Origin of the sequence: Sphingomonas panni (assembly GCF_022664435.1) — a bacterium.
Lineage (GTDB): Bacteria > Pseudomonadota > Alphaproteobacteria > Sphingomonadales > Sphingomonadaceae > Sphingomonas > Sphingomonas panni.
The window spans coordinates 896343-917752 of record NZ_JAKREU010000001.1 but is presented as its reverse complement, the minus strand read 5'-3'; the positions used below and the strand labels follow the sequence as shown (position 1 = coordinate 917752).

Sequence of the window (21410 nt, the reverse complement as noted above, 5' to 3'; positions counted from 1 at the left end):
AAGTCTGATAGAGACGCCGTTCTCGAGGCTCGACACGGGGCCAGATATCGCGACCTTCTGATCCGATACGCCAACGTTCGCGACGAACATCTTTAGGGATGACCAACGTAGCGAACTGTAGTCGCTTCGCATCTTCTGGCGAAGCATGTCGCCGAAACGCCACGCCGGGCGCGGTGGCCATCCACAGCCTTTGCACAACGCTCACCAACCCCGCCTCACATGATCGGGCAAGTATCGCTGGCGCGACCGGACCGAGCGCCTGTTCGACAAGCTCAAGAACAGGCGACGCGTCGCCACCTGCTACGACAAAGCTGCCGAATCCTGCATCGGCTTCGTCGGCCTAACCGCTGCCTTGCTGTTGCTACCCTTTGTCCACGATGCCTTGTTATCGGTCCGGTGCGGGCCGCTAATTCAGATGGAATCGAGCGCCCCCCTCACCGAGCCTTCGCCACCGCGCGATAGGCGTGCAGCAGCGGCTCGGTATAGCCGTTCGGCTGCTCCAGCCCCTCGAACACCAATGCCCGCGCCGCCTGTAGCGCGATGCCGCCAGCCAGCGGGCGGTACGCCGGATCGCCGGCATTCTGGGTATCGACCTTGACCGCCATCCGCTCGAACGCGGCGTCGACATCTGCCGGGGTGCAGACCTCGTGCAACAGCCAGTTGGCGATATGCTGCGAAGAGATGCGCAGCGTTGCACGGTCCTCCATCAGGCCGACATCGTGCATGTCCGGCACCTTCGAACAACCGATCCCCTGATCGATCCAGCGCACGACATAGCCGAGGATGCCCTGGACGTTATTGTCCAGCTCCCGCGCGACCTCTTCCCGCTCCCAGTTGCGTGCCGTAGCCAGCGGCAGGGTCAGCAGCCGGTCGAGCGACACCACCGGCTCCCCCGCCCGCGCCGCCTGTCGCTGCGCGACATCGACCGCATGATAGTGCAGCGCATGCAGCGTCGCGGCGGTGGGCGACGGGACCCAGGCGGTGCTGGCGCCGCTCATCGGATGCGCGACCTTCTGTTCCAGCATGTCGGCCATCCGGTCGGGCGCGGCCCACATGCCCTTGCCGATCTGCGCGCGCCCGCCGAGACCGCAGGCGAGGCCGATCTGGACGTTGCGATCCTCATAGGCCGCGATCCACTCGGCGCCCTTCATCTCGCCCTTGGGGATCATCGGCCCGGCGTGCATCGCGCTGTGCAGTTCGTCGCCGGTGCGATCGAGGAAACCGGTATTGATGAACACGATCCGATGGCGCACCGCATGGATGCACGCGGCAAGGTTGGCGGAGGTGCGCCGTTCCTCGTCCATCACTCCCACCTTGATCGTGTGCCGCGGCAGGATCAGCAGGTCCTCGACCGCATCGAACAGCCGGTCGGTGAAGGCGACTTCCTCCGGCCCGTGCTGCTTGGGCTTGACGATATAGATCGACCCCGCGCGGCTGTTGGTCCGCAGGCCGTTCAGGTCATGGAGCGCGATCAGGCTGGTGACAATGGCGTCGATGATGCCTTCGGGCGCATCGTTGCCGTCGGGCAGGCGGACGGCGGGCGTCGTCATCAGATGGCCGACATTACGCACGAACAGCAGCGCGCGGCCGGGCAGGACCAGTTCGCCACCGTCCGGCGTGGTGTAGTGCCGGTCGACGGCCAGCGTCCGCGTCACCTCGCGGCCGTTCTTGGCGAAGCTGGAGCTCAGCGTCCCCTGCATCAGTCCCAGCCAATTGGCATAGGCCGCGACCTTATCCGCCGCATCGACCGCCGCGACCGAATCCTCAAGGTCACAGATCGTGGTCAGCGCCGATTCGAGGAGGATATCGGCAAGGCCCGCCGGATCGCCGCTGCCGATCGGGTGGGTACGGTCGATCACGAGTTCGATGTGCAGCCCGTGATGGCGCAGCAGCAGATTGTCGCCCGCTCGTCCGACGAACTGGGCCGAATCGGCAAGGTCGGGCGTACCGCCGCTCCAGTCGCGCCAGCCGCCGGTGGCCAGCGGCACGGCTTCGTCGAGAAACGCCTTGGCCCGCTCGATCACCTGGCGCCCACGCGCCGCGTCGTAGCCGCCCGGTGCGGCCGTGCCGGGAATCGCATCGGTCCCGTACAGCGCATCATACAGGCTGCCCCAGCGCGCATTGGCAGCGTTCAGCAGGAAGCGGGCGTTGAGGATCGGCACGACCAGCTGCGGCCCGGCCAACGTTGCGATCTCCGGATCGACATTGTCGGGATGGACGGTGAAGGGCGCAGGTTCCTCCACCAGATAGCCGATCTCGCGCAGGAACGCCGCCTGCTCCGCCGGGTCGATCGGCTGGCCCTGCCGTTCGATGAACCACGCGTCCAATTGCGCCTGCAACCGGTCGCGAAGGTGCAGCAGCGCGCGGTTTTCGGGCGCGAACCGCGCAAGGATCGCAGCGGTCCCTTCCCAGAAGGAATCGGCCGGAATGCCGGTGCCGGGCAGCGCGTCGCGTTCGAGGAAAGCGGCCAGCTCGACGGCGACCTGAAGCCCGGCGCGTTCGACCATGATGTTCGACATAGGACACCCTCTCAAAGCATCGTCATTCCGGCGAAGGCCGGAATCCGCGGTCACGAAACGCATCGCAAGATCCGCTACGTTCCGTTTCCATGGATCCCGGCCTTCGCCGGGATGACGGTGGTTGGGGCCAGGCATACTGCCTCGCCTTTCCCGCCGGAACCACCCATAATCGCAGCACAGCCATGCCGGTGAGGAACGAATGCCGCTCGATCCCGACCATGAACTCTTCGCCGCGATCCTCGACACCGGCAGCATCGCCGCCGCCGCCCGCACATTGGGCACGTCGCCCGCAATGGTATCGAAGCGGCTGGCCCGGTTCGAGGCGCGGCTGGGCGCGCGGCTGATCGAACGGACCACCCGGCGGCTCCATCCGACCCCGGTCGGGGCGCAGCTACACGCCGATCTGACGCCGATCCTGTCGGCACTGGCCGCCGCCGAGGCGCGGGTGACCGGGGCCGCCGCCGCGCCCGCCGGGCCGCTGCGCATCGCCGCGCCGACCTCGTTCGCGCGGCTGCACATCGCGCCGCATCTGGGCGACTTTCTGCGCGACCATCCCGCGGTCCAGCTGGAACTGTCGTTGTCCGATGGCCTGGTCGATCTGGCGGCGGAGCGGATCGACTGCGCCATCCGCATCACCGCCGATCCGCCCGCCGGCCTTGTCGCCCGCCGTCTGGCGGACAATCGCCGTGTAGTTTGCGCCAGCCCCGCATATCTTGCCGATCACGGCGTTCCGGCGCATCCCAGGGCGCTGGCCGACCACCGGCTGCTCGCGGCGGACGGACAATTGCCCTGGACGCTGCTGCGCCCCGGCGGGCGGGTGCAGGTGACCGGGCGTAGCCATGTCCGCACCAATTCGAGCGACATCGTCCGCGAACTGGCGCTGGCCGGGGTCGGCATCGCGCTGCGCTCGCTATGGGACGTCGGGCGGGTGCTGAGCGATGGGCGGCTGGTGCGGGTGCTGCCGGCATGGGAGGGGCCGCGCGACCTCGCCATCCACGCCATCCATGCCGCCGATCCGCGCCCGGCGGTGATCGCCTTTGTCGACCATCTCGCCGCGCGCTGGTCGCCCCCGCCGTGGGAGGCGCTTGACTCACCCTGCACTTGGGATCAGATTGGTATCAATTGATACGAATTTGAGAGGATGCAGCCGTGGAACACATGGACGTCAACCCGATGGGCCTCGACGGGTTCGAATTCTGCGAATTTACCGCGCCCGATCTCGACCGCATGGCCGCGCAGCTCGAACAATTCGGCTTCGTCGCCGCGTCGAAGCACCGCACGCGCGACGTCGTCCGCTATAAGCAGGGCCGCATCAACCTGCTGCTGAACCGCATTCCCGATGCTCATGCTGCGGAATTTGCTGCGCAGCATGGCCCGTCCGCCTCCGGCATGGCGTTCCGCGTGGCGGATGCGAAGGCGGCGTTCGACGCGGCGGTCGCGCGCGGCGCCAAGCCCGCCGATGCCTCGCGCGGGGTACTGGGCGAAGGCTATGCGCTGGAGGGGATTGGCGGGTCGATGCTGTACCTCGTCGACCGCCACGGCAATGCCGGCTCGCTGTACGACGACTGGGACGCGGTGCCCGGTGCTGCCGAAGCGGAGGCCGAGAACAATGTCGGCCTCGACCTGCTCGACCACCTGACCCACAATGTGAAGCGCGGGCAGATGCGGACCTGGTCGACCTTCTACAACCAGATTTTCGGGTTCGAAGAGCAGAAGTACTTCGACATCAAGGGCAAGGCGACCGGCCTGTTCAGCCAGGCGATGATCGCGCCGGACAAGGCGATCCGCATCCCGCTGAACGAAAGCCAGGACGACAAGAGCCAGATCGAGGAATTCATCCGCGACTATAATGGCGAAGGCATCCAGCACCTCGCCTTCACCACCGAGGATATCTTCGAAACCGTCGAGAAGCTGCGCGCCCGCGGCGTGAAGCTGCAGGACACGATCGAGACCTATTACGAACTGGTCGACAAGCGCGTGCCGGGCCATGGCGAGGACCTCGAACGCCTGAAGCGCAACCGCATCCTGATCGACGGCAATGTCGGCGACGAAGGGTTGCTGTTGCAGATCTTCACCGAACCGATGTTCGGACCGATCTTCTTCGAGATCATCCAGCGCAAGGGGAATGAGGGCTTCGGCAACGGCAATTTCCAGGCGCTGTATGAAAGCATCGAGCTGGATCAGATCCGGCGGGGCGTCATCACGGTCGATGCCTGAGGCATCGACCGGATGCGGGTGCGAAGGCACCCGGCCCCGCCCGGCCAGCGCAGCGGAGCCAGGCCACAAGGCGCGGCTTCGCCGCGACTGACGGCCCGGCGGGCGGCGACCGGGCCGACCCAACAACGACGTGACCCCGGGCTTGACCCGGGGTCCCGCTTCCTCTCCGACAGTGACGAAGAAGCGGGACCCCGGATCAAGTCCGGGGTGACGAGAGAACGCCGGACGAGAGATGAGGTGACCATGACCTACCACCCCGGTTTCGCCAACCACATCGCCACCGAAGCCATACCCGGCGCGCTCCCGATCGGCCGCAACAGCCCGCAGCGCGTACCCTTCGGCCTCTATGCCGAGCAGCTGTCCGGCACCGCCTTCACCGCGCCGCGTGCCGAGAACCGGCGGTCATGGCTCTACCGCCTGCGCCCGACCGCGAACCATGGCGCGTTCATGCCGTACACCGGCGCGCCGCACCTCAAGTCCGCACCCGTGGACACCCCGCCCAGCCCCAACCGGATGCGCTGGGACCCGCTGCCCATGCCGACCGATCCGACCGACTGGGTCGACGGTCTCGTCACCTATGGCGCGACCGGCGACGTCGCGGCGCAGAGCGGGGTCGGCATCCACCTCTATGCCGCGAACCGCGACATGGAGCGCGCCTTCTTCTCGTCGGACGGCGAGCTGCTGATCGTCCCGCAACAGGGTGCGCTGGCGATCGACACCGAACTGGGCCGGATCGACGTGGCGCCGCTCCAGATCGCGCTGATCCCGCGCGGCGTCCGCTTCCGCGTGCAGCTGCCCGAGGGTCAGGCGCGTGGCTATGTCTGCGAGAATTACGGCAGCCTGTTCCGCCTGCCCGATCTCGGCCCGATCGGTGCCAACGGCCTCGCCAATCCGCGCGACTTCGAAACGCCCTGCGCCTGGTTCGAGGATAGCGACGCACCCTGCGACGTTATCCAGAAATTCCAGGGTGGCCTGTGGATAACCACGCTCGACCATAGCCCGTTCGACGTGGTGGCGTGGCACGGCAACCTCGCGCCCTGCCGCTATGACCTCACCCGCTTCAACACGATCAACACCGTCAGCTTCGACCATCCCGACCCGTCGATCTTCACCGTGCTGACCGCGCCCAGCGAGACGCCGGGCACCGCCAATTGCGACTTCGTGATCTTTCCGCCGCGCTGGATGGTGGCGGAGGACACGTTCCGCCCGCCCTGGTTCCACCGCAACGTCATGAGCGAGTTCATGGGGCTGGTGACCGGTGCCTATGACGCGAAGGAGGGCGGCTTCGCACCAGGCGGCGCATCGCTGCACAACCAGATGAACGGCCATGGCCCCGACCAGGCGAGCTATGAAAAAGCGGTCGCCGCCGATCTGAAGCCGCACCGCATCGCCGACACCATGGCCTTCATGTTCGAAACCCGCCACGTCGTCCGCCCGACATCCTGGGCGATGCAGTCGCCGACGATGCAGCTCGACTATGACGATGTCTGGACCGGCTTTGCCAAGGCGCAGTTGCCCGGATGAGCGACGAGCGCGTCTTCGCGACGCCCGCCGGAGTGACGATCGGCCCGCTGACCGATATCCCCGACGGCACCGCGCGCAATTACGTGCTGCAACTGCGCGCCGGGCGGTTCCACGGCTTCGTCGTGCGACAGGGGCGCGCGGTGTTCGGCTATGTCGACCGCTGCCCGCATATGGGCCTGCCGCTGGCGCAAACGCTCGACGCCTATCTGACGCCGGACCGCAGCGCGATCACCTGCAGTTGGCACGCGGCGCTGTTCGCGATTGCGGATGGCAAATGCCTCGGCGGGCCGTGTCCGGGCCAGTCGCTGACGCCCTGGCCGGTCGCGGTCGTCGGCGAAGCGATCGTGACCGCCTAGGCCGCCACCGCCTCCGACAGCGCGGTCAGCGTCGACCCCTGCCCCAGCTTCGGGCCATGGTCGCGCAGCCATGCATCCGCCGTCTCGCGCCCCAGTGCGCGCAGATCGTCCAGCTGCGACCGGCGGGTGTCGATCTTGCCGGTCGGCCCGCGTGCCGCCAGCGCCGGCGACGCCTCCATCAGGTGCAGGTTCGTGTTCGCCAGCGCGGTGAAATTATCGTCGATCGGCGGCGCACGCCGGGCGATCGCCTGCACCTGCGTCAACGCCTTCAGGTCGCGCAACAGGCACGCGTTGAAGCCGATATCGCTCATCCGCCCCATCACCTCGACCAGCGTCTCGGGCGTGTCCTGCGTCGCGAAGGGGGTGATCTGCACGATCAGCAGGTCGCTCTGCCCATGGCCGCCGAAGATCAGCGGTTCAAGCGCGGGGTTCGCCGAAAATCCGCCGTCCCAATAGGGTTCGCCCTCGATCGTCACCGGGCCGAACAGGTCGGGCAGGCAGGCCGACGCCATCACCGCGTCCAGCGTGATCGCCTCATTGTCGAACAATCGCGCCGCCCCGGTCGCCACGCGCGTCGCGGCGATCGACAGCGGAATGGCCTGGGGATCGGTCAGCAGCGACAGGTCGATGCTCGCCTCCACCACGCGGCGCAGCGCCCGCATGTCGCGCAGGCCCGGCGACAGCGGCGCGACATAGCGGCCCAGCAGCTTGCCGACCTCCAGCGAGCGGCGCAGCGCCGGTTCGAACAGCGGCGGCGCCCATTGCCCGAAATCGAATGCCTGCAACGGCGAATTGCGCGACACATTGTCCCAGAGGCGTTCCAGCGCATCCTTCGCGCCCTGCCGCCCGCCCGCCGCCAGCCCGGTGACCAGCGCCGCGCCGTTCAGCGCCCCGGCCGACGCCCCGCTGACAGCGACGATCGGGAAATCCTCCTCCAGCAACCGGTCGAGCACGCCCCAGCCATAGGCCCCATGCGCACCGCCCCCTTGCAGCGCGAGCGCGAGGCGCGGTGGTTCGGGCGATGCGGACATGGGAGGTTCCTCAAAATACCAGTCATGCTGCAACGCAACAAAGCCATTTCGTATCCTTTGCCCCGATGGTGGGCCTGCCCGACTATTTCGCCCCTTGCACGGACCCGCGCGCGCCGTTCGCCGGTTGTCGCTTCGACAGGCATCGAAAGGACCCTCATGCTCGAACATGTTCCGGGATGGCTGGGCGCATTGCTGCGGAATGTCCGCGCCGGCGCGTCCAAGCTGACCATCGTCGATCCGGCACTTGGCAGCTTCGACAGCCTCGACCTGGCCAGCCTCGCCTTTGCCGATGGACAGCGCCTGCCCGAACGCTTCACCGCCGACGGCTCGGGCGTGTCGCCGCCGCTCCACTGGCGCGGCGTGCCGGCAGGGACGACCTCGCTGGCGCTGATCGTCGAGGATGCCGACGCCCCCTCGCCCCAGCCGCTGGTCCATGCGATCCTGTGGGATATCGCGGCGGCGGACGGACAGCTGGAGGAAGGGGCGATCCGCCCCGATGGCGACGGCGATGCGGTGCATGGCGATGTCGGCCGCAACAGCTATCTGCGCGAAGGCTGGCTCCCGCCCGATCCGCCGACCGGCCATGGCGAGCATCGCTATGCGTTCCAGCTGTTCGCGCTGAAGGACGCCCCGCATCTCGACCCCAATCCGGGACGCAGCGCGGTGGTCGAGGCGATGGCGGGCCGCGTGCTGGCGGCCGGGTTGCTCACCGGCGTCTATTCGCGCGGGGAGCCGGCGGAGGTAGGGCCGGTGAGCGGAGTCGCGCCGGCGTAAATCCTCCCCGGCACGGGGAGGGGGACCAGCCGCAGGCTGGTGGAGGGGTGTAGCGGGACACTTCAAGCTGGAGTCTGGGACAGGACAGTCTGGAGCACTCACAAACCATTAAGCGTCCTCTGAGAGAGCGTTCAACGCGCGATTTTCGTCCCTACAAATTTCCCCCCAACTCGAATGCTCTCGATGGGCATTGTCGCCGCAGCGTCGTCCGCTGCGGCGTAGTACCAATTACCGTCACGCTCCCCGACCAGACGCAGCCGTGTGATCGGCCGACCGTTCGGGTACAGGTGCCGCTCGCCGTCGAACCGGTCGCCTCGATCGGCGCGCAGGCTGCTGAATGGCTTCTTGCGCACGATCATAGCAGCCGCCCCTGGGCATCGACTGGGGGACTGCCGGGATAGGTGATCCACGACCCGTCGTCCTGCTCCACACGGCCGCCGCCCGAATATGTCGGCGCGCCATAACCGCTGCCGGCGTTGAAGTGCAGCAGCTTGCCCCGCCAGCCCTTGTGTATGTCGTAGTCGAGGATGGTTACGTCGGCGCGACCGTTCTCGTAGCGCGAGATGGAAGTCGCGGACGCTGCCGGGTTGCGGGCGATAAGCTTCCCGATCACCGCGACGGGCAGTGCGGTGATGCTGCCCGCTAGACCGTTGAACCACAGGACCTGCTTCGACGTGCCCGATGCATCCAGCGTCGCAGTCTCGGCTTTTACGCCATTCCACAGTCGCCAGTCGCGCGGGTTGTCGATCGACACCAGGACACCCGTGAACGTCGGGTTGGACTTGATGTCGTAGCCAGCATCGCCGTTGCGCCGCGAGGTCAGACGGGGACCATAGGTGATGTCGTAATTGTTGCCTTCGTCGCCGAACCCTTCGCCCTGCGAATAGGAAGAACCGTCCGCCTGAACGCCTCCGAAGTCGCTCATGTCGCAATCGCGGATCGTGACGCGGCGGCACTGGCCGTCGAGCGTGATGCCTTGGCCAAAGGGCTCGCCAGTCGCGCCCAGCCCGCTGCCGGTGACATTCTCGATCAGCCCGTCATGCACTGAAAACCATCGTGCTACCGCCCGCTCGACCTGGGTGTAATGCACGTCCTGCATCACTGCCCCGAAGGTTTCCTGTCCCTCGACAGTTTCCCACACACGGTTGACGTTGGTCCCACGCACCGATCGCATCGTGACGTTGGATTTGCTGGTGTAACTGTCTTCGCTCTTCTGGCGTAGGATCGTCTTGTAGTTCGACAGCTCCCAGTTCGCGAGGACGGCATTGTCAGCGTCAACGGTGAACGCCTGGTTGCCCGCCGGGGTCGATGCGACACCCGGCGAACCGTTGAAGGGGGCGCGGCTGCCCGTGTATGCGTCCATCCCAGATTGCTCCCCTGCCATTGTGCCAGCCGCGTATTCAGGCGCGCCCGCCTTTAAGGGTTTACGTTGGCGATCATGTGCTGACAGAGCACGCCGTCCAGTCGGCCGACGCGGGCTTCCGCGAACGCCGTCATATGGTCACCCTCGGGCGTCATTTGATTGTTCGTGACGCCGTCGCTGTACCAGATGTTCGGGTATTCCGCGCTGTACTGGACGTCCTGGCGGAAGTTGTAGGTCGACGTGATGCCGGCACGTCCGACGAGGGCCTGGTTGTAGCCGAAGCCCGTTCCCGAACCCGTGGCCAGATAGTTCGCGTTCGGCTCCTGGTCGGGCGGCGCAAGGAACTTCCCGCTGGCCGACGTCGAGCGGACGGTCGAAAAGCCGCAGTGGATCCGCAGGGTCGGGTTCACTGCCAGCATCTGCGCGATCACGAAGTCGAGATCGGCAAGGATGTCAGCAAGCGGCCGGGTGTTGATGTCGTTGTACGGCTCATCGATGTACGCGTCGGTAAAGCCGGCAACGTGGTTCAAACGCCAGGTCTGGCCTGCGCGGATGTTTGCCGCCCAATACTGCAGGCGATCGCCGTCGGTCGCGAACTTGGCGATCGGCTTGCCAGCGCGATAGGCCGCCTGCTGCATGAAGCCGCCGCGGTTGATGCCGTATCCCGCCGGATGGTTGCCCTTGCCGTCGACGCGGCTCGTACCCTGACCGTAGATGGCGCCCTTGGTGTGCTCGATCTCGCACTTCAGGAACTGGCACAGCCGGGTGCCGGAATTGCTGCCGCCGTTAGCGGTGAAGGTGGTCGAGCCGAAACTCGTCGTGCCGCCGTCATAGCTGCCGGCGCCGGCGTCACCGCTGCTGCCCGACACATAGGTCATCGGCAGCAGCGTGCCGGACGCTGCGTCGATCTCCATCATGCCGATGATCTGGCCCCCGTTCGGCCATTCGGTCAGCCCGAGATCGGCCGGCGAGAACGGATCGAAGACGACGTCGCCGGCGGCAGGCACGAACGATTCGACGCCGCCCTTCTTCAGCCGGAACAGGTTGCCGACGACCGCGCCGGCCGAGCTGACGCAGTGCACCTGCGCGCCCATTGCGGTCACGCCCGACCAGCTGACGACCTTCTCCGGACGAACACCGTCGACGGACTTGTCGACATAGTTGCCGGCGGCAGTGATCCGGCATCGGCCGGTCTGCCCGGCGCCGATCATCAACGGCATCGGGTTGCGCGCCCGGCGCTTCGTGACGCCGCTGCCTAATGCGTTGAGGCCATCCGGGTCGGCTGTCCCCGTCGTCGCCTGTCGGAACGCGCTAGGGGTCGGCGTCGGGGTCGGCGTTGGCGTTGGGGTCGGCGTTGGCGTTGGGGTCGGCGTTGGCGTTGGGGTCGGTGTCGGCGTACCCCCCATAACGAAGATGCCCGGCGCGACCTTGTAGTCGGCCCAGTCCCCGGCAATGCCGTCGATCTCGGAGTAACCGATCACTCGCTGGCCGCTGGCCGTCGCCTTCACGCCCCGCGCGTCGATGTCTGCCGTCAACCAATCACCGGCAGCAACCGTCCCCCCAAGAACGACCGTGCCGATACCGGCTCGCATGATATCGATCATCGCACCGGCCGGGCCGCCAACTTTACCGCTCGTACCGACAAGCGGCTGGTTTGGCCCCGTCGCCGGCACGATGGTGCTATCGATCGAGGGATTACCGAAGGCGGCAATGCGATATCGCCCGATTGCCGAAGTGGCCTTGTACGACCGGACCAGGGTTTTGATGCTCATCGTTGATTCTTCCCGTTCATGTCCATTGCTCGATTGCGATGTCCCAGCGCGTCTGGGTGCGATTGCGTCGTTCGGGCGGCTTCCAGCGGCCGAACACGCCGTAATGGATGCGGGAGGCCAGCCCGGCGGTGCGGGCGGCGTCCTCAATCACCAGGCCCGGCCGGGACACCCCAAGGCGGTCGGCGATGCCTTCCAGGAGGCCAGCTTCCTCCACGGACAGGTCGCCAAACGTCCAGCTAAGCGCACTCTTTCGAGCGCCTTCGACAACGGCGAAGCCTCCCGACGACAGTGCAGTGACCGAACCGCCGTCGATCGGCTGGCGGCCGGGTCCCCACTCCCGACCCATGATCGACGTCCAGGCCTTGCCGATCACCAGAACGCCGGCAGTCAGGGGCGGCGACCCCGCCGGCTGGTAGATCGTCAGGGCGAGATAGCGGACGGCCACCGCAGCACCGGTCCAGAGCGCGTGCGTGCGTTGGCGGAAGGAACCGGCAGCGTCCGGAACGCGAAGGATGTCGTCGGCCTGGATTGACCTTTCCCCAGCGCCGGTCACGCCGCCCGTGATCGTCCAGCGGGCATCGATAGCCGGTGCCCGCACATAGCCTAGCAGTACGGTATCGATCGTGCGGACCTCGCCCAGGTCGATCGTCAACGTCGCCGCGCTGCCGGCTTGCGCATCCGCCCAGACTTCCTTGGGATCGGCCGACGCCAAGTTGGCGGCCCCGGTTCCACGCGAGGCCGCGACGGTGAACGGCATCGGCTCGACGATCAGCAGGCCGGTCACGCGCGCCCTCCCAGAGGTTGGATGACCGTCAGCGTCGTCATCCCGATCGCGTGGTCGGGCTCGACCCCAACGACGAAGACTTCAGCGCCGGCCGAATATTCAAGCTCATCGATCTGAAGTGTGACGACGCGCGCCAGCTCGCCTGCCCAGTCCGTCCCGGTGACAGTGTGGATGTCGATCGCGAAGGGACCACGCGCCCAGAACGCGTTCTGGCGGTCGGCCTCGGCAAGGGCGGCCGCGCGCGTAGCGATCGACGTGACGCACTCGACGGTCCGCGCCGACGCGCCCCAGCGGCCTTTGGTAACCGGGTCATCGCGCACGATGAAATCGGCCTCGGACTGAAGCCATTGCCCGAACGTCTGCTCTACCGCCGCCATGGCGCTGTCCCTTTCGTTTTCATCAAAGCGCGACGCCCGCCCACTCGGCGATCTGGCGCTCGATGCGGAACCGGAAGTCGTCGGACTCGGTGCGGTTCGTCACCACACCGCCATAGAAGCGGCCGTTGAACGTCTGCCCGGCGTTGCCGTCGGCCAGCAGCCGGGCACGAGCGTTCGCGAGGGCGGCCGGATAGGTCACTGCCGCATTGTCCGCGACATCGAGACAGTCGACCGCGTTCGAGCGAGCAAGGCCGGGTTCGGACAGCAGCGACAGCACCAGCGGCGCGCCCTGCATCCCGAAATTGCCGGTCGACGTGCCACTGTTGCCCGACGCCGGCAGGCGGATGATGAAGCTCTGCCCGTCGCGCACGACCATCCACCACGTCGCGTTCGTCGCGGTCGGGATCGTCATCGAACGCGGGACCGAAATCAGGCAATGCGGCCCGGCCTCGCCTGGCTCGCGGTAGATGCCGAGCGACGCGGTGAACTTGGCGAACTGGAGCGCGCCGGCCGCACCGATCAGGAAGAACGACCCGGCGGTGTATGGCTCCAGCCAGTAACTGCCCAGGTCATCGTGCCGCAGATAGAACCCCATGCTGTCGTCGGGTACGACAAGGTGGTTGGCGAACAGCTTGTCGTTGACCCGCCGAATGATCGGGTCGCCATCATCCGCCCAGGCGGACACCGGAACCTGCCCCGCGCGATCAAGGAACAACGTCGAGCGGTCCTGCACTTCCCACCACGCGCCGGCCGTCACGCCCGACGCCTTCAGATCGGCCGGGCCGATCGGGTTATCGTCGACGTTGAGGATGTGGCCCGCCAGCGGCGTGTCGGCGAAGTTGCCGTTCGCATCGTACAGGCGCAGCGGCACGCGGTAGGTTTGGTCCTGCCCAACGCTGCGGTCATTCTCATAGTCCTGACGCAGGATCGTCCAGGTCTGCCCGGTGGCGGTATAGGCCGCATAGTCCTGCGCGTGGACGATGCGCGTCGTCGCCGGCTTCGTCGTGGTGATGACCGCATTGAGGATGCGGTTTTCTTGCAAATCGAAGGTGGCGCCGGGGGCAATGTCGTAGCTGGTCGTGCCGGCGATCGTCTTGATCGTGTAGGTCGACTTCACCAGTGCCGGAGGGGTCGTGTCCGCTTCGTCGATTTCGGTGACGATGCTGTTCGCTTCGACCCGCGACAGCGGCGCGTCGGCCGGTTTGATGATTACCGTGCGGGGGGTGTAAGCGGTAAAGCCGCCGTCCTCGGCAACGATGACCGAGTTCGTGCCGGTCTGTTCGAAGCGACCGCCATACCAGCGGAAATAGCCCTTCTTGAACGTCGAGATGCAGGCCGCCGCGCCGGTGCCGCCGCGCTTGCGCGGGTTGGTAACGACGCAATCGACCGCCACGGCATCCCCCCAGATGCGGAAGCCGCGCTTGCAGTCGTCCGCCGAACAGCGAACGAAGCGGGTGTTGCGGCTCTTGCAGTCGAATGCCGCGTCGCTGCACCCCCAGCCATGGCAGTCCTCGAACAGGACGTTGTAATCCTGTCCCTCCGACCCGAACGCATCGCCGTTCTGGTAGAAATTCAACGTGTCGCGGCAGTTGCCCATCGAGCAGCGCCGCATGATTACGTCATGCACGCCGTTGGGCAGGCCATCCGGTGCAAGGCCGACGCTCTCCGATCCCTCAAGCACGATGCCGTTGCAGAAATTGTCGCCGTCTTGTTCCAGCGAGTCGCCAGTACAATCCTCGATCAGGATGTCGTGACTGGCATAGCGGAAGCGGGCGAAATGCTTCGACCAGCCCATCCCGGTGCAGCGCTGCATTGTGAAGCCGGAGATGGTGGCGTCGATGCCGTGCCCGCTCGACCCGTTCTCATAGAAGGCGCGGACGTTGGCGAAGCTGCAATCCTCGATCAGCAGGTCGCTATGGGGCTGCTGCGAGCGGATGCAGCCATAGCCCTGATCTTCGAACCGGAGGAACGCGAACCCCAGATGATCCGCACCGGATCGCAGGCGGAACACCTCGGCACCGTCCGCCGCGCCCTTCGTCCAAGGGTTCGCGCGCGCGCCGACGATCCGCGCCGCCATCGACTGTCCGTTGCCGTCGACACCCCGGATCGTCACCCGGCGCTGGGCGGTCCCGCCATGGGTGATCGGGATGTTGCCGTTCTGCGCATAGGGTCCAAGGTCGGCGCGGACCCACACGTCGCCACCGATTGCCGCCGCTCGCGTGACCATCGCGTCCATCGCCGTCAGCGGCGCGGCATCCGCCCAGCTGCTGCCGTCCATCGCCCCGGCACCGCCCGGCACGATCATCGCCGCCTTGCGCGCGGACGGCCGGCGCTGGACGACCGGCAACAGCGCCGCATAGCCGGCATGGACCGCCAGCATCACGCGATCAGGTCCGTATCGCCGCCCAGCAGCCATTCGTTCGGGCGGATGCACTTCACGCTGACCGACGCCCATTGCCCGGCCGGGCCATTGTGCCCGGACCGGTTGCGGAGCGACGCGCCGGCCGGCGGCGCGAGCTTGACGGGTGCCACGCCGACCTGGTCGACCAGGAACAGCGTGCCGATCGCGGCGTCGACTGGCAGGTTCAGGACGATGACCGCCTGCGACCCGCCGTTCGACACCAGCAGCGACTTGCCGCCATGCGCCGCATCGGTCAGCGCCACCGGCCCAGCGCCGCTGACTTCCTGCACCAGCACGCGGCGGACGATCGCCGTCCACTGGTCTAGCAGGTCGCCGAACCGCTCGACGACTTCGGCCGCGCCGGCAAAGTTGATGCTCTCGGCCATCAGCGATACCCCGCCTGGATGGACACTTCGACGTTGCGCACGTAGCTGGCGTTCAGGCCGCCCCCGCCGATCCCGGTCGTCTGCGCGGTGAAGCGCACCCCGACCGGCGCACCGGCAAACACCGACACCGACATCGACACCGGCAATATCCAGCGGGCGTTGCCGTCGATAACCCGGATGCCCTGCGGCTTGGCGCGGTAGAGCTGGTAGCCGCTGCCAAGGTTCACATAGGCGCGCAGCATGATGCCCGCGTCGTTGGCGACCGTGCCATCAAGGTCGAGTTCGATGGTGACGCGCGCCTTGCCATCCTTGCTGTCGCCGATGACGATGCCGGGCAGGTCGGCGATCGTCACTTCGCCACCGCCAGGCGTGATCGACTGATCGGGAAAGCCGTGACTGACCAGGCCAGTGACCTGATCGGCCACGATGTTCTTCATCGTGACGACGTCGACGTCGAGCTTCCGAATAAAGACGTTGTCCATGTAGAGCTTGCCGTCGACATAGTAGAGCGGCTTGGTCGGCACCGGCTGGATGTTATCGGCGGGATCGACGAAGCCGAACTCGTCGGCGACGACATAAAAGCTCCCCCGCTTGCCGTCGTTAAGCTGAACCGTACCGGTTACGTGTCCACCGCTATTTAGTGTGGTGACCGCCTTCAGGTTGCCGTCGCCATCGACCTGCCGCAGGTCCGCGATATAGGCCGCCTGACCATCGACCAGCGCGGACAGCACTTGCGTCACGGTGCGAACCGGCGTCCCGTCCGGCATGTACCAGATTTCGTCCGACTCTCCGCGGAACGTCGCGTTGCGCAGCATCTCCGTCAGAAGATTGCCGAGTACGACGTCGAGGTCGCCGACGACCTGCGCCGCGGGTCGACCGGCAACTGCGGCCGTATCCTTCGCCTTGTTGTTGCCAGTGACATCCGCGCCGGGCTCGGCAGGCTTCCAGTCTTCGGCGGTCGTTCCATCCGCATAGGTCACGTCGCTGGCGAGGACGCTGGCCGCAAGGTCCGCGCGCTGCATTGGTGACCAGTTACGACGATAGCCCAAGCGTTGCGTCGCCACCGGCCGCATGACTTCGCGCCTGGCAACGCTCTGGCTTCGTGCGGATCGCACCGACGCGCCCCATTCCCAGCGGCGCAGCACGATCGCGCCCTGCAACATCACCCACGACAGCGACACCTGCGCCATTAAGTCGCTGATCGCAGTCGAAGCCGGGCTGGATTCGTCCGATACAAAAAGCCCGACCGGCGCGGGGCGCGACGCCGCCGCAGCGGCCACCTCGCCAACGGCAAAGGCAAGCGGCGACCGGGCGGACACGACGCGTTCCACAATCTCTGGCGCGGTTTCGACATAGCCGCCGGCCGTCTCACCTCGCAAATCGGCGTAAAGATCACCGGCCGGCCGGGTCCACCATTTCACACAGGCGATGCTGGGACACAGAACGCCGCCGCCGGCCGGCGTCTGCGCGCCACGCAGCGCGGCAAGCGTGGCCTCGACCGACCCCTGCCATGCCAACAGCGTCAGGTCGCCCGCGCTCGCTGCGACACCACGATCGCGAACAGCGTCGAAGGCATGCAACGGACGCTGGGGGTCCGCAAAACACCAGACGTTCGCGGCCTTGTCGAGCAACCGGCCGCGTACATTGAAACAGCGTCCCCATGCGCGTGCCTTGATCTGATCCTTCCACTCGACGGGTCCCTCGATGCCGCCGGTGCCGGCGTATCGATCGACCAGGAGGGGGCGGCGAAGATCGGCGATCGCGTCGGCCAGGACGATACGTAAGGCGCCCGGCTCGCTGGGCGCTGCGACGACGGTGCTGGTCGTGTCGATTGTCGGCAGCGCGTCGCCTTCCGAACCGATACGAACGGTCACCGGCGCGTCGAGCCAGTACAAGTTAGTCATCTCCGCCAGCAACGCCTTCGTCGACGGCGACCAACGCAGCTCGGTAACGCTTGCGAGCCCGCCACCGCCCAACTGGTCCCCGGTGAACTCGACCTCCGAGGTCACTTTGGGCAACTGGACGATACCGGCGCGCCAATGCTCACCGCCGTACAGGTAGGGGCGATCGTCCCCGCCACCGGCAAGGCGGACGACAACTTCGGTGCCATCCATCCGGCGCGGCTTCGCCTCGATCAGGATGATCTTCGCCGCCATCAGACGCGCGCCAATTGAGCGACGTCGATCGACACCAGACCGCGACCACCGCCCGACACCATCCCGCGCAGCAGGTCATTCTGTTCCCGCAGCACTGCGATCATCTCCGCGTTCTGGTCGTTGTTTTCGTCAAGGGTGGCGTTGGTTGTCGCGATCGCGACGTTGGTCGCCGCCAGTGCGGGATCGCTCCCGCGGCCCGCGTCGACCCGCGCCGTGGCCTGGGCGATCGCCTCGCGCGCCTCGACCAGGACCCGGTCCCGGTCGGCGGCATACTGCCCGGTCGTGCCATAGGCTTCTTTGCTGGTCGAAAGCCGCTGCTCGTAAAGGCGCGCCAGAACGTCACCGGCGCCGTCGACGCCCGCCGCGAGATCGGCCTTCGCCTTGCCGATCGCGTCGTCTAGCGCAGCGATTCTATCCATCGCCGATCCCTCCGCGAGGTCGCCGGTGGTCATCTGCTCGATTAGGGATTTCAGCGACCCAACCTGCGCCTTTACCAGTTGCTCGGCGATCTTGTTGCGATCCTCGGCGTTCTTCTTCTCGACGGCCAGCAGGTCGAGCCCGTAGGACTTGGCGAGCCGCACCCGCTCGGCCGCCACCGAATTGAAGTCGTCGAACTGTGCCTTGATCGCACCCGCGACGCCGCCCAGGGAGGCTTCGAGCTGCCGCACCGCGCCAGCCTCGGCAACGGCGCGCTCGATGTCCTTTCCGGACCCAAGGGCGCGCTTTACCGCTTCCGACACGCCGCTGACCGCGCCGTTCACGACAGCGTTGCGCAGCGCTTCGGCGACGGCCTCCTGAAGCGAGTCGACCTTGATGCCCTCGGCCGAACCGGCACCATCGCGATCGAACACGTACTTGTCGCCCTGGGTGCCGATCGTGCCTAGGTTCAAGCCGCCGGCCAGCGTGCCGCCCAAGCTACCCGCGATCTGGCCCAGCCGGTCCATGATCGTGTTGCCGTAACCGACCGCTTCGGTACGCCGACCCTCGCTGTTCTTGCCCCCGCTGACGGTTGAGAATGCCGATCCGCCCGCATCGGTGCCGATCGCCGCATATCCGGACCGTGTCGGCCCCTTGAACTCGTTGCCAATCAGCCCCCCCAGGATCGACCCGACGATCGACGCACCAGGAATGCCGGTCAGCGACCCCAGTGCGCCACCGATCTGCGATCCGGCACCCGACATCTTGATGCCGAGGAAGCCTGCGACGCCAGCGACGGCGGCACCGTCCGCCGCGCCCTTGATCGCGGTGGTGGCCTTGTCGCCAATGATCGCGCCGATACGGCCGGCATTATCCTTCGATGTGAACAGCCCGGCGACGGTTGACGACGCCTTCGTCAACGCGTTGGTAAACAGCTGTTCGGTCGACATGCGGGGTGCACTGCGCCGCTGACCTTCGACCACGATTTCGTCCGTGCCGCCAGTTGCAGTCTTCCCGAAACGCGCGGCTATGTACGCGTCGATCGCGGGCTGCGCTTGCGCAACCGCGTTGGCTGCGCTGCCGCCGGGCGCACCGCTCGACACTGATCGAACAAACGCGTCGATCGCCGGGGCCGCACGATCCAGCGCACCAGTCATGTCCGCTGCCGCATCGCCCGCATTGTCGAGTTCACCCGCCATCGCGCGCGCAGCCTTTTCGGCCGGGCCTTCGGTAAGGGCGCGTTCGAGGTCGGCAAACCCTTCGCCGAACAACCCCTCGAACAGTTCGCGGCCGCGCAATTGGGCGAAACTGTCGACCAGCTTGGCCGGCGTCTGGAGAAACGTGCGGAGGTCGCCGCGCACCCACGCCTGGGTAGCGTCGTCGATCGCATCGCGAACTTCCCGCGCGCCGTCGAGGTAGATCAGCTGCGACCGGCGCACACGTTCAAGCGCCGCCGCCTCTTCACGTCGTGCGGCGACGCTGTCGCGGACGCGTGCCGCCTGCGCTTCCGACAACGGGCCACGTTCGCGTTCCAGCTGAAGGATGATGCGGAGGGCTTCGGCCTCCTGCCCGCGTCCCTCGATCAGCGCGCCAGTGATGCGGCTCGCTTCGTCGGCCTGCTGAAGGTATTCCTCTAACGGCCGGTTAAGTGCGTCGGCGATCGAACCCTTCGCCGCATTGGCCGCCGCGACGGCCTTCTGCCAGTCAACCGGCTGGCGCGCCGACAGGTCAGTGATGACAGCGTCGAGGTCGGCCAGTGCCAGTCCGGCGCGATCGGCGAGTGTCTTCGGCCGGTCGAACGCCTCGGCGATCGTCCCGATCAACCCGACCCGAACCGTCGTCTTCGCTTCCTCTGCCTGGGCGATCAACGCCGCGAAGTTCGGCGGTTTGCGACGGCCTAGGTCCTCGATCAGGTCGTCGAGTTCACGAACCTTCGCGTTCGTCTTCTCGATGATGTCGGGTGCGCCATCGAACTGGCCGACGATGCCCGCCAGCTTGTCGGCAGCGTCCCGGCCGAACTCGTCACGCGCAGCAGTCGACGCTGGTTTCGTCGGTTTCCGTGGCTTGTCGGGCCGCTCGTACGGCTTCAGCCGCGCATCAATTGCCTTTCCATCGATGGCGTCGACCACCGCCTGGTTGGCGATCTGCGCATCGACGGTCGTGGCAAGCGACAGGACCGCCTGCTTCGCGTCGATGATGTCCTTGCCAGCGAGTTTGCCGGCCTGTCCCAGTCGCGTGATGCGGTTCAGGATCGCATCCGTGCCACGCTGTACCGCCGTTTGCTCGCTGGCCGACAGTGCCGTTGGGTCCTTGATGGTTCCAATGAAGCGTTGATAGTCGGCGACCGCATCCTTCAGCGGTTGCAGACGCTGGGTGAGCGCGCGACCACCTTCACCAGACCGACGACCGGCGGCGAAGCCCGAAAGGTTTTCACCGACCGCGCCAAGCACGTCGCCCAAGGAGGGTTCGGCAATCTTACCCAGCGCCTGGCTGGCGGTTTTCTGTTCCTTGGCGGCCTGCTGGATATTGAGCTGCGCAGCCAACCGGATTTGCTGAACCAGCGTAGCATTCTGGGTTTTCAGCTTGCCTGTCGTCGTGTCGATGACCTTCGCCAAAAGCGACTGCGCTGCACCAAAGGTATCGGCCGCGCCGGCAGCCTGTTCCATCCGCTCCCGCGCTTCGTCCGCTGCGGAACCAGTCTCCAACAGCTTCTCGATCATCGGCGCCAAGACGGCCGTGCCAGTGAGGATGACAGCGCCCCACGGCCCCGCGAAAAATGCCGCCAACCGACCGCCGGCACCCTTCACGCCGATCATGTCGATCGCCGCCGCCAACGATCCGCCCTGGAACGCGGCAATGCGGGCGAAGTCCGAAAACTTGCCCTGCGACATCATCGCCATGATGCCTACGTCCTGGAGCTGCTGCCCCACCTGCTGATAGCCAGCCTTTATCTGGCCGGCCGAACGGACGTTGTCGTTGGCGGCCTTCGTGTTGTCCCGGCTCGCCTGCGAAACCCGGCGCTGTGCTTCCGCCAGCCCCCCGCACGCGGCGGTCGCCTCCCGTGCTTCCTGCGCAAGATTGTCGGTGGTAGTGGCTGCCGCCTGCATTCCGCGCGCCAGCTCGCTAGCGCCGCTACCAGCATCCCGCTGGGCAGTCGCCTGGGCACGCGCGCTGGCGGTTGCATCCGACTGGGCGGCGGCTTGCTTCTTGGCACCGGCAACAGCCGCTTCCGACGCCGTGGTCAGCTTGCGGACTTCACCCGCCAGTTCCTCGACCGCTGCCTGGGCAACGCTCGAATCGCCGGTGACCAATAGGGACGTCTTCAGCGTCATG

At 66.6% G+C, this 21410-nt stretch carries 16 protein-coding genes; 5 read left to right on the top strand and 11 right to left on the bottom strand.

The features are described 5' to 3' along the window. Positions 1-434: 434 nt before the first annotated feature. Entirely contained in the window at positions 435-2507 is a 2073-nt protein-coding gene (locus MF609_RS04600; protein ID WP_419723055.1) for a malate synthase G, read from the bottom strand. A 211-nt stretch (positions 2508-2718) separates the two neighbouring features. Here MF609_RS04600 and MF609_RS04595 point away from each other — a divergent pair, with 211 nt between their 5' ends. From MF609_RS04595 to MF609_RS04580, 4 genes are all read left to right on the top strand, one after another. Next, positions 2719-3645, top strand: coding sequence for a LysR family transcriptional regulator (locus tag MF609_RS04595; protein WP_242415105.1), 927 nt, complete (start codon positions 2719-2721; stop codon positions 3643-3645). A 32-nt stretch (positions 3646-3677) separates the two neighbouring features. Continuing rightward, positions 3678-4736 (top strand): 4-hydroxyphenylpyruvate dioxygenase, encoded by a 1059-nt coding sequence (gene hppD, locus MF609_RS04590; protein WP_242415104.1) that lies wholly within the window; start codon positions 3678-3680, stop codon positions 4734-4736. A gap of 243 nt (positions 4737-4979) precedes the next feature. Further along, positions 4980-6260: a homogentisate 1,2-dioxygenase gene (gene hmgA, locus MF609_RS04585; RefSeq protein WP_242415103.1), complete on the top strand. Its 1281-nt coding sequence runs from the start codon at positions 4980-4982 to the stop codon at positions 6258-6260. Continuing rightward, on the top strand, positions 6257-6616 hold the full coding sequence (locus MF609_RS04580; RefSeq protein WP_242415102.1) for a Rieske (2Fe-2S) protein: 360 nt from the start codon (positions 6257-6259) through the stop codon (positions 6614-6616). Before hmgA ends, MF609_RS04580 begins: the two co-directional genes overlap by 4 nt. Here MF609_RS04580 and MF609_RS04575 read toward each other — a convergent pair. Further along, positions 6613-7647, bottom strand: a complete 1035-nt coding sequence (locus MF609_RS04575; RefSeq protein ID WP_242415101.1) for a patatin-like phospholipase family protein — start codon at positions 7645-7647, stop codon at positions 6613-6615. The two genes, MF609_RS04580 and MF609_RS04575, sit on opposite strands and share 4 nt — an antisense overlap. A 156-nt stretch (positions 7648-7803) precedes the next feature. Here MF609_RS04575 and MF609_RS04570 point away from each other — a divergent pair, with 156 nt between their 5' ends. Continuing rightward, entirely contained in the window at positions 7804-8421 is a 618-nt protein-coding gene (locus MF609_RS04570; RefSeq protein WP_242415100.1) for a YbhB/YbcL family Raf kinase inhibitor-like protein, read from the top strand. Between the two features lie 131 nt (positions 8422-8552). Here the strand turns inward: MF609_RS04570 and MF609_RS04565 are convergent, their stop codons facing one another. The 9 genes from MF609_RS04565 to MF609_RS04525 are packed head-to-tail and all read right to left on the bottom strand — an operon-like array spanning position 8553 to position 21409. Next, entirely contained in the window at positions 8553-8780 is a 228-nt protein-coding gene (locus MF609_RS04565) for a hypothetical protein (protein ID WP_242415099.1), read from the bottom strand. Further along, the gene (locus tag MF609_RS04560) at positions 8777-9784 is read right to left on the bottom strand and encodes a hypothetical protein (RefSeq protein WP_242415098.1); all 1008 of its coding nucleotides are present in this window, start codon (positions 9782-9784) and stop codon (positions 8777-8779) included. The genes MF609_RS04565 and MF609_RS04560 overlap by 4 nt, the downstream gene beginning before the upstream one ends. Before the next feature lie 53 nt (positions 9785-9837). Then, positions 9838-11556 carry a hypothetical protein gene (locus MF609_RS04555; RefSeq protein WP_242415097.1) on the bottom strand — a complete coding sequence of 573 codons (1719 nt, stop codon included), beginning with the start codon at positions 11554-11556 and terminating at the stop codon, positions 9838-9840. A 16-nt stretch (positions 11557-11572) separates the two neighbouring features. Next, the gene (locus tag MF609_RS04550; RefSeq protein WP_242415096.1) at positions 11573-12340 is read right to left on the bottom strand and encodes a hypothetical protein; all 768 of its coding nucleotides are present in this window, start codon (positions 12338-12340) and stop codon (positions 11573-11575) included. Then, entirely contained in the window at positions 12337-12717 is a 381-nt protein-coding gene (locus MF609_RS04545) for a hypothetical protein (protein WP_242415095.1), read from the bottom strand. The genes MF609_RS04550 and MF609_RS04545 overlap by 4 nt, the downstream gene beginning before the upstream one ends. Positions 12718-12739: 22 nt before the next feature. After that, a complete protein-coding gene (locus tag MF609_RS04540; RefSeq protein WP_242415094.1) occupies positions 12740-15100 on the bottom strand; it encodes a hypothetical protein in 2361 nt (786 codons plus the stop codon). Next, the gene (locus MF609_RS04535; RefSeq protein WP_242415093.1) at positions 15097-15504 is read right to left on the bottom strand and encodes a hypothetical protein; all 408 of its coding nucleotides are present in this window, start codon (positions 15502-15504) and stop codon (positions 15097-15099) included. Before MF609_RS04535 ends, MF609_RS04540 begins: the two co-directional genes overlap by 4 nt. After that, the gene (locus MF609_RS04530) at positions 15504-17660 is read right to left on the bottom strand and encodes a hypothetical protein (protein WP_242415092.1); all 2157 of its coding nucleotides are present in this window, start codon (positions 17658-17660) and stop codon (positions 15504-15506) included. Before MF609_RS04530 ends, MF609_RS04535 begins: the two co-directional genes overlap by 1 nt. Beyond that, the gene (locus MF609_RS04525) at positions 17660-21409 is read right to left on the bottom strand and encodes a hypothetical protein (protein ID WP_242415091.1); all 3750 of its coding nucleotides are present in this window, start codon (positions 21407-21409) and stop codon (positions 17660-17662) included. Before MF609_RS04525 ends, MF609_RS04530 begins: the two co-directional genes overlap by 1 nt. Position 21410: the final 1 nt, after the last annotated feature.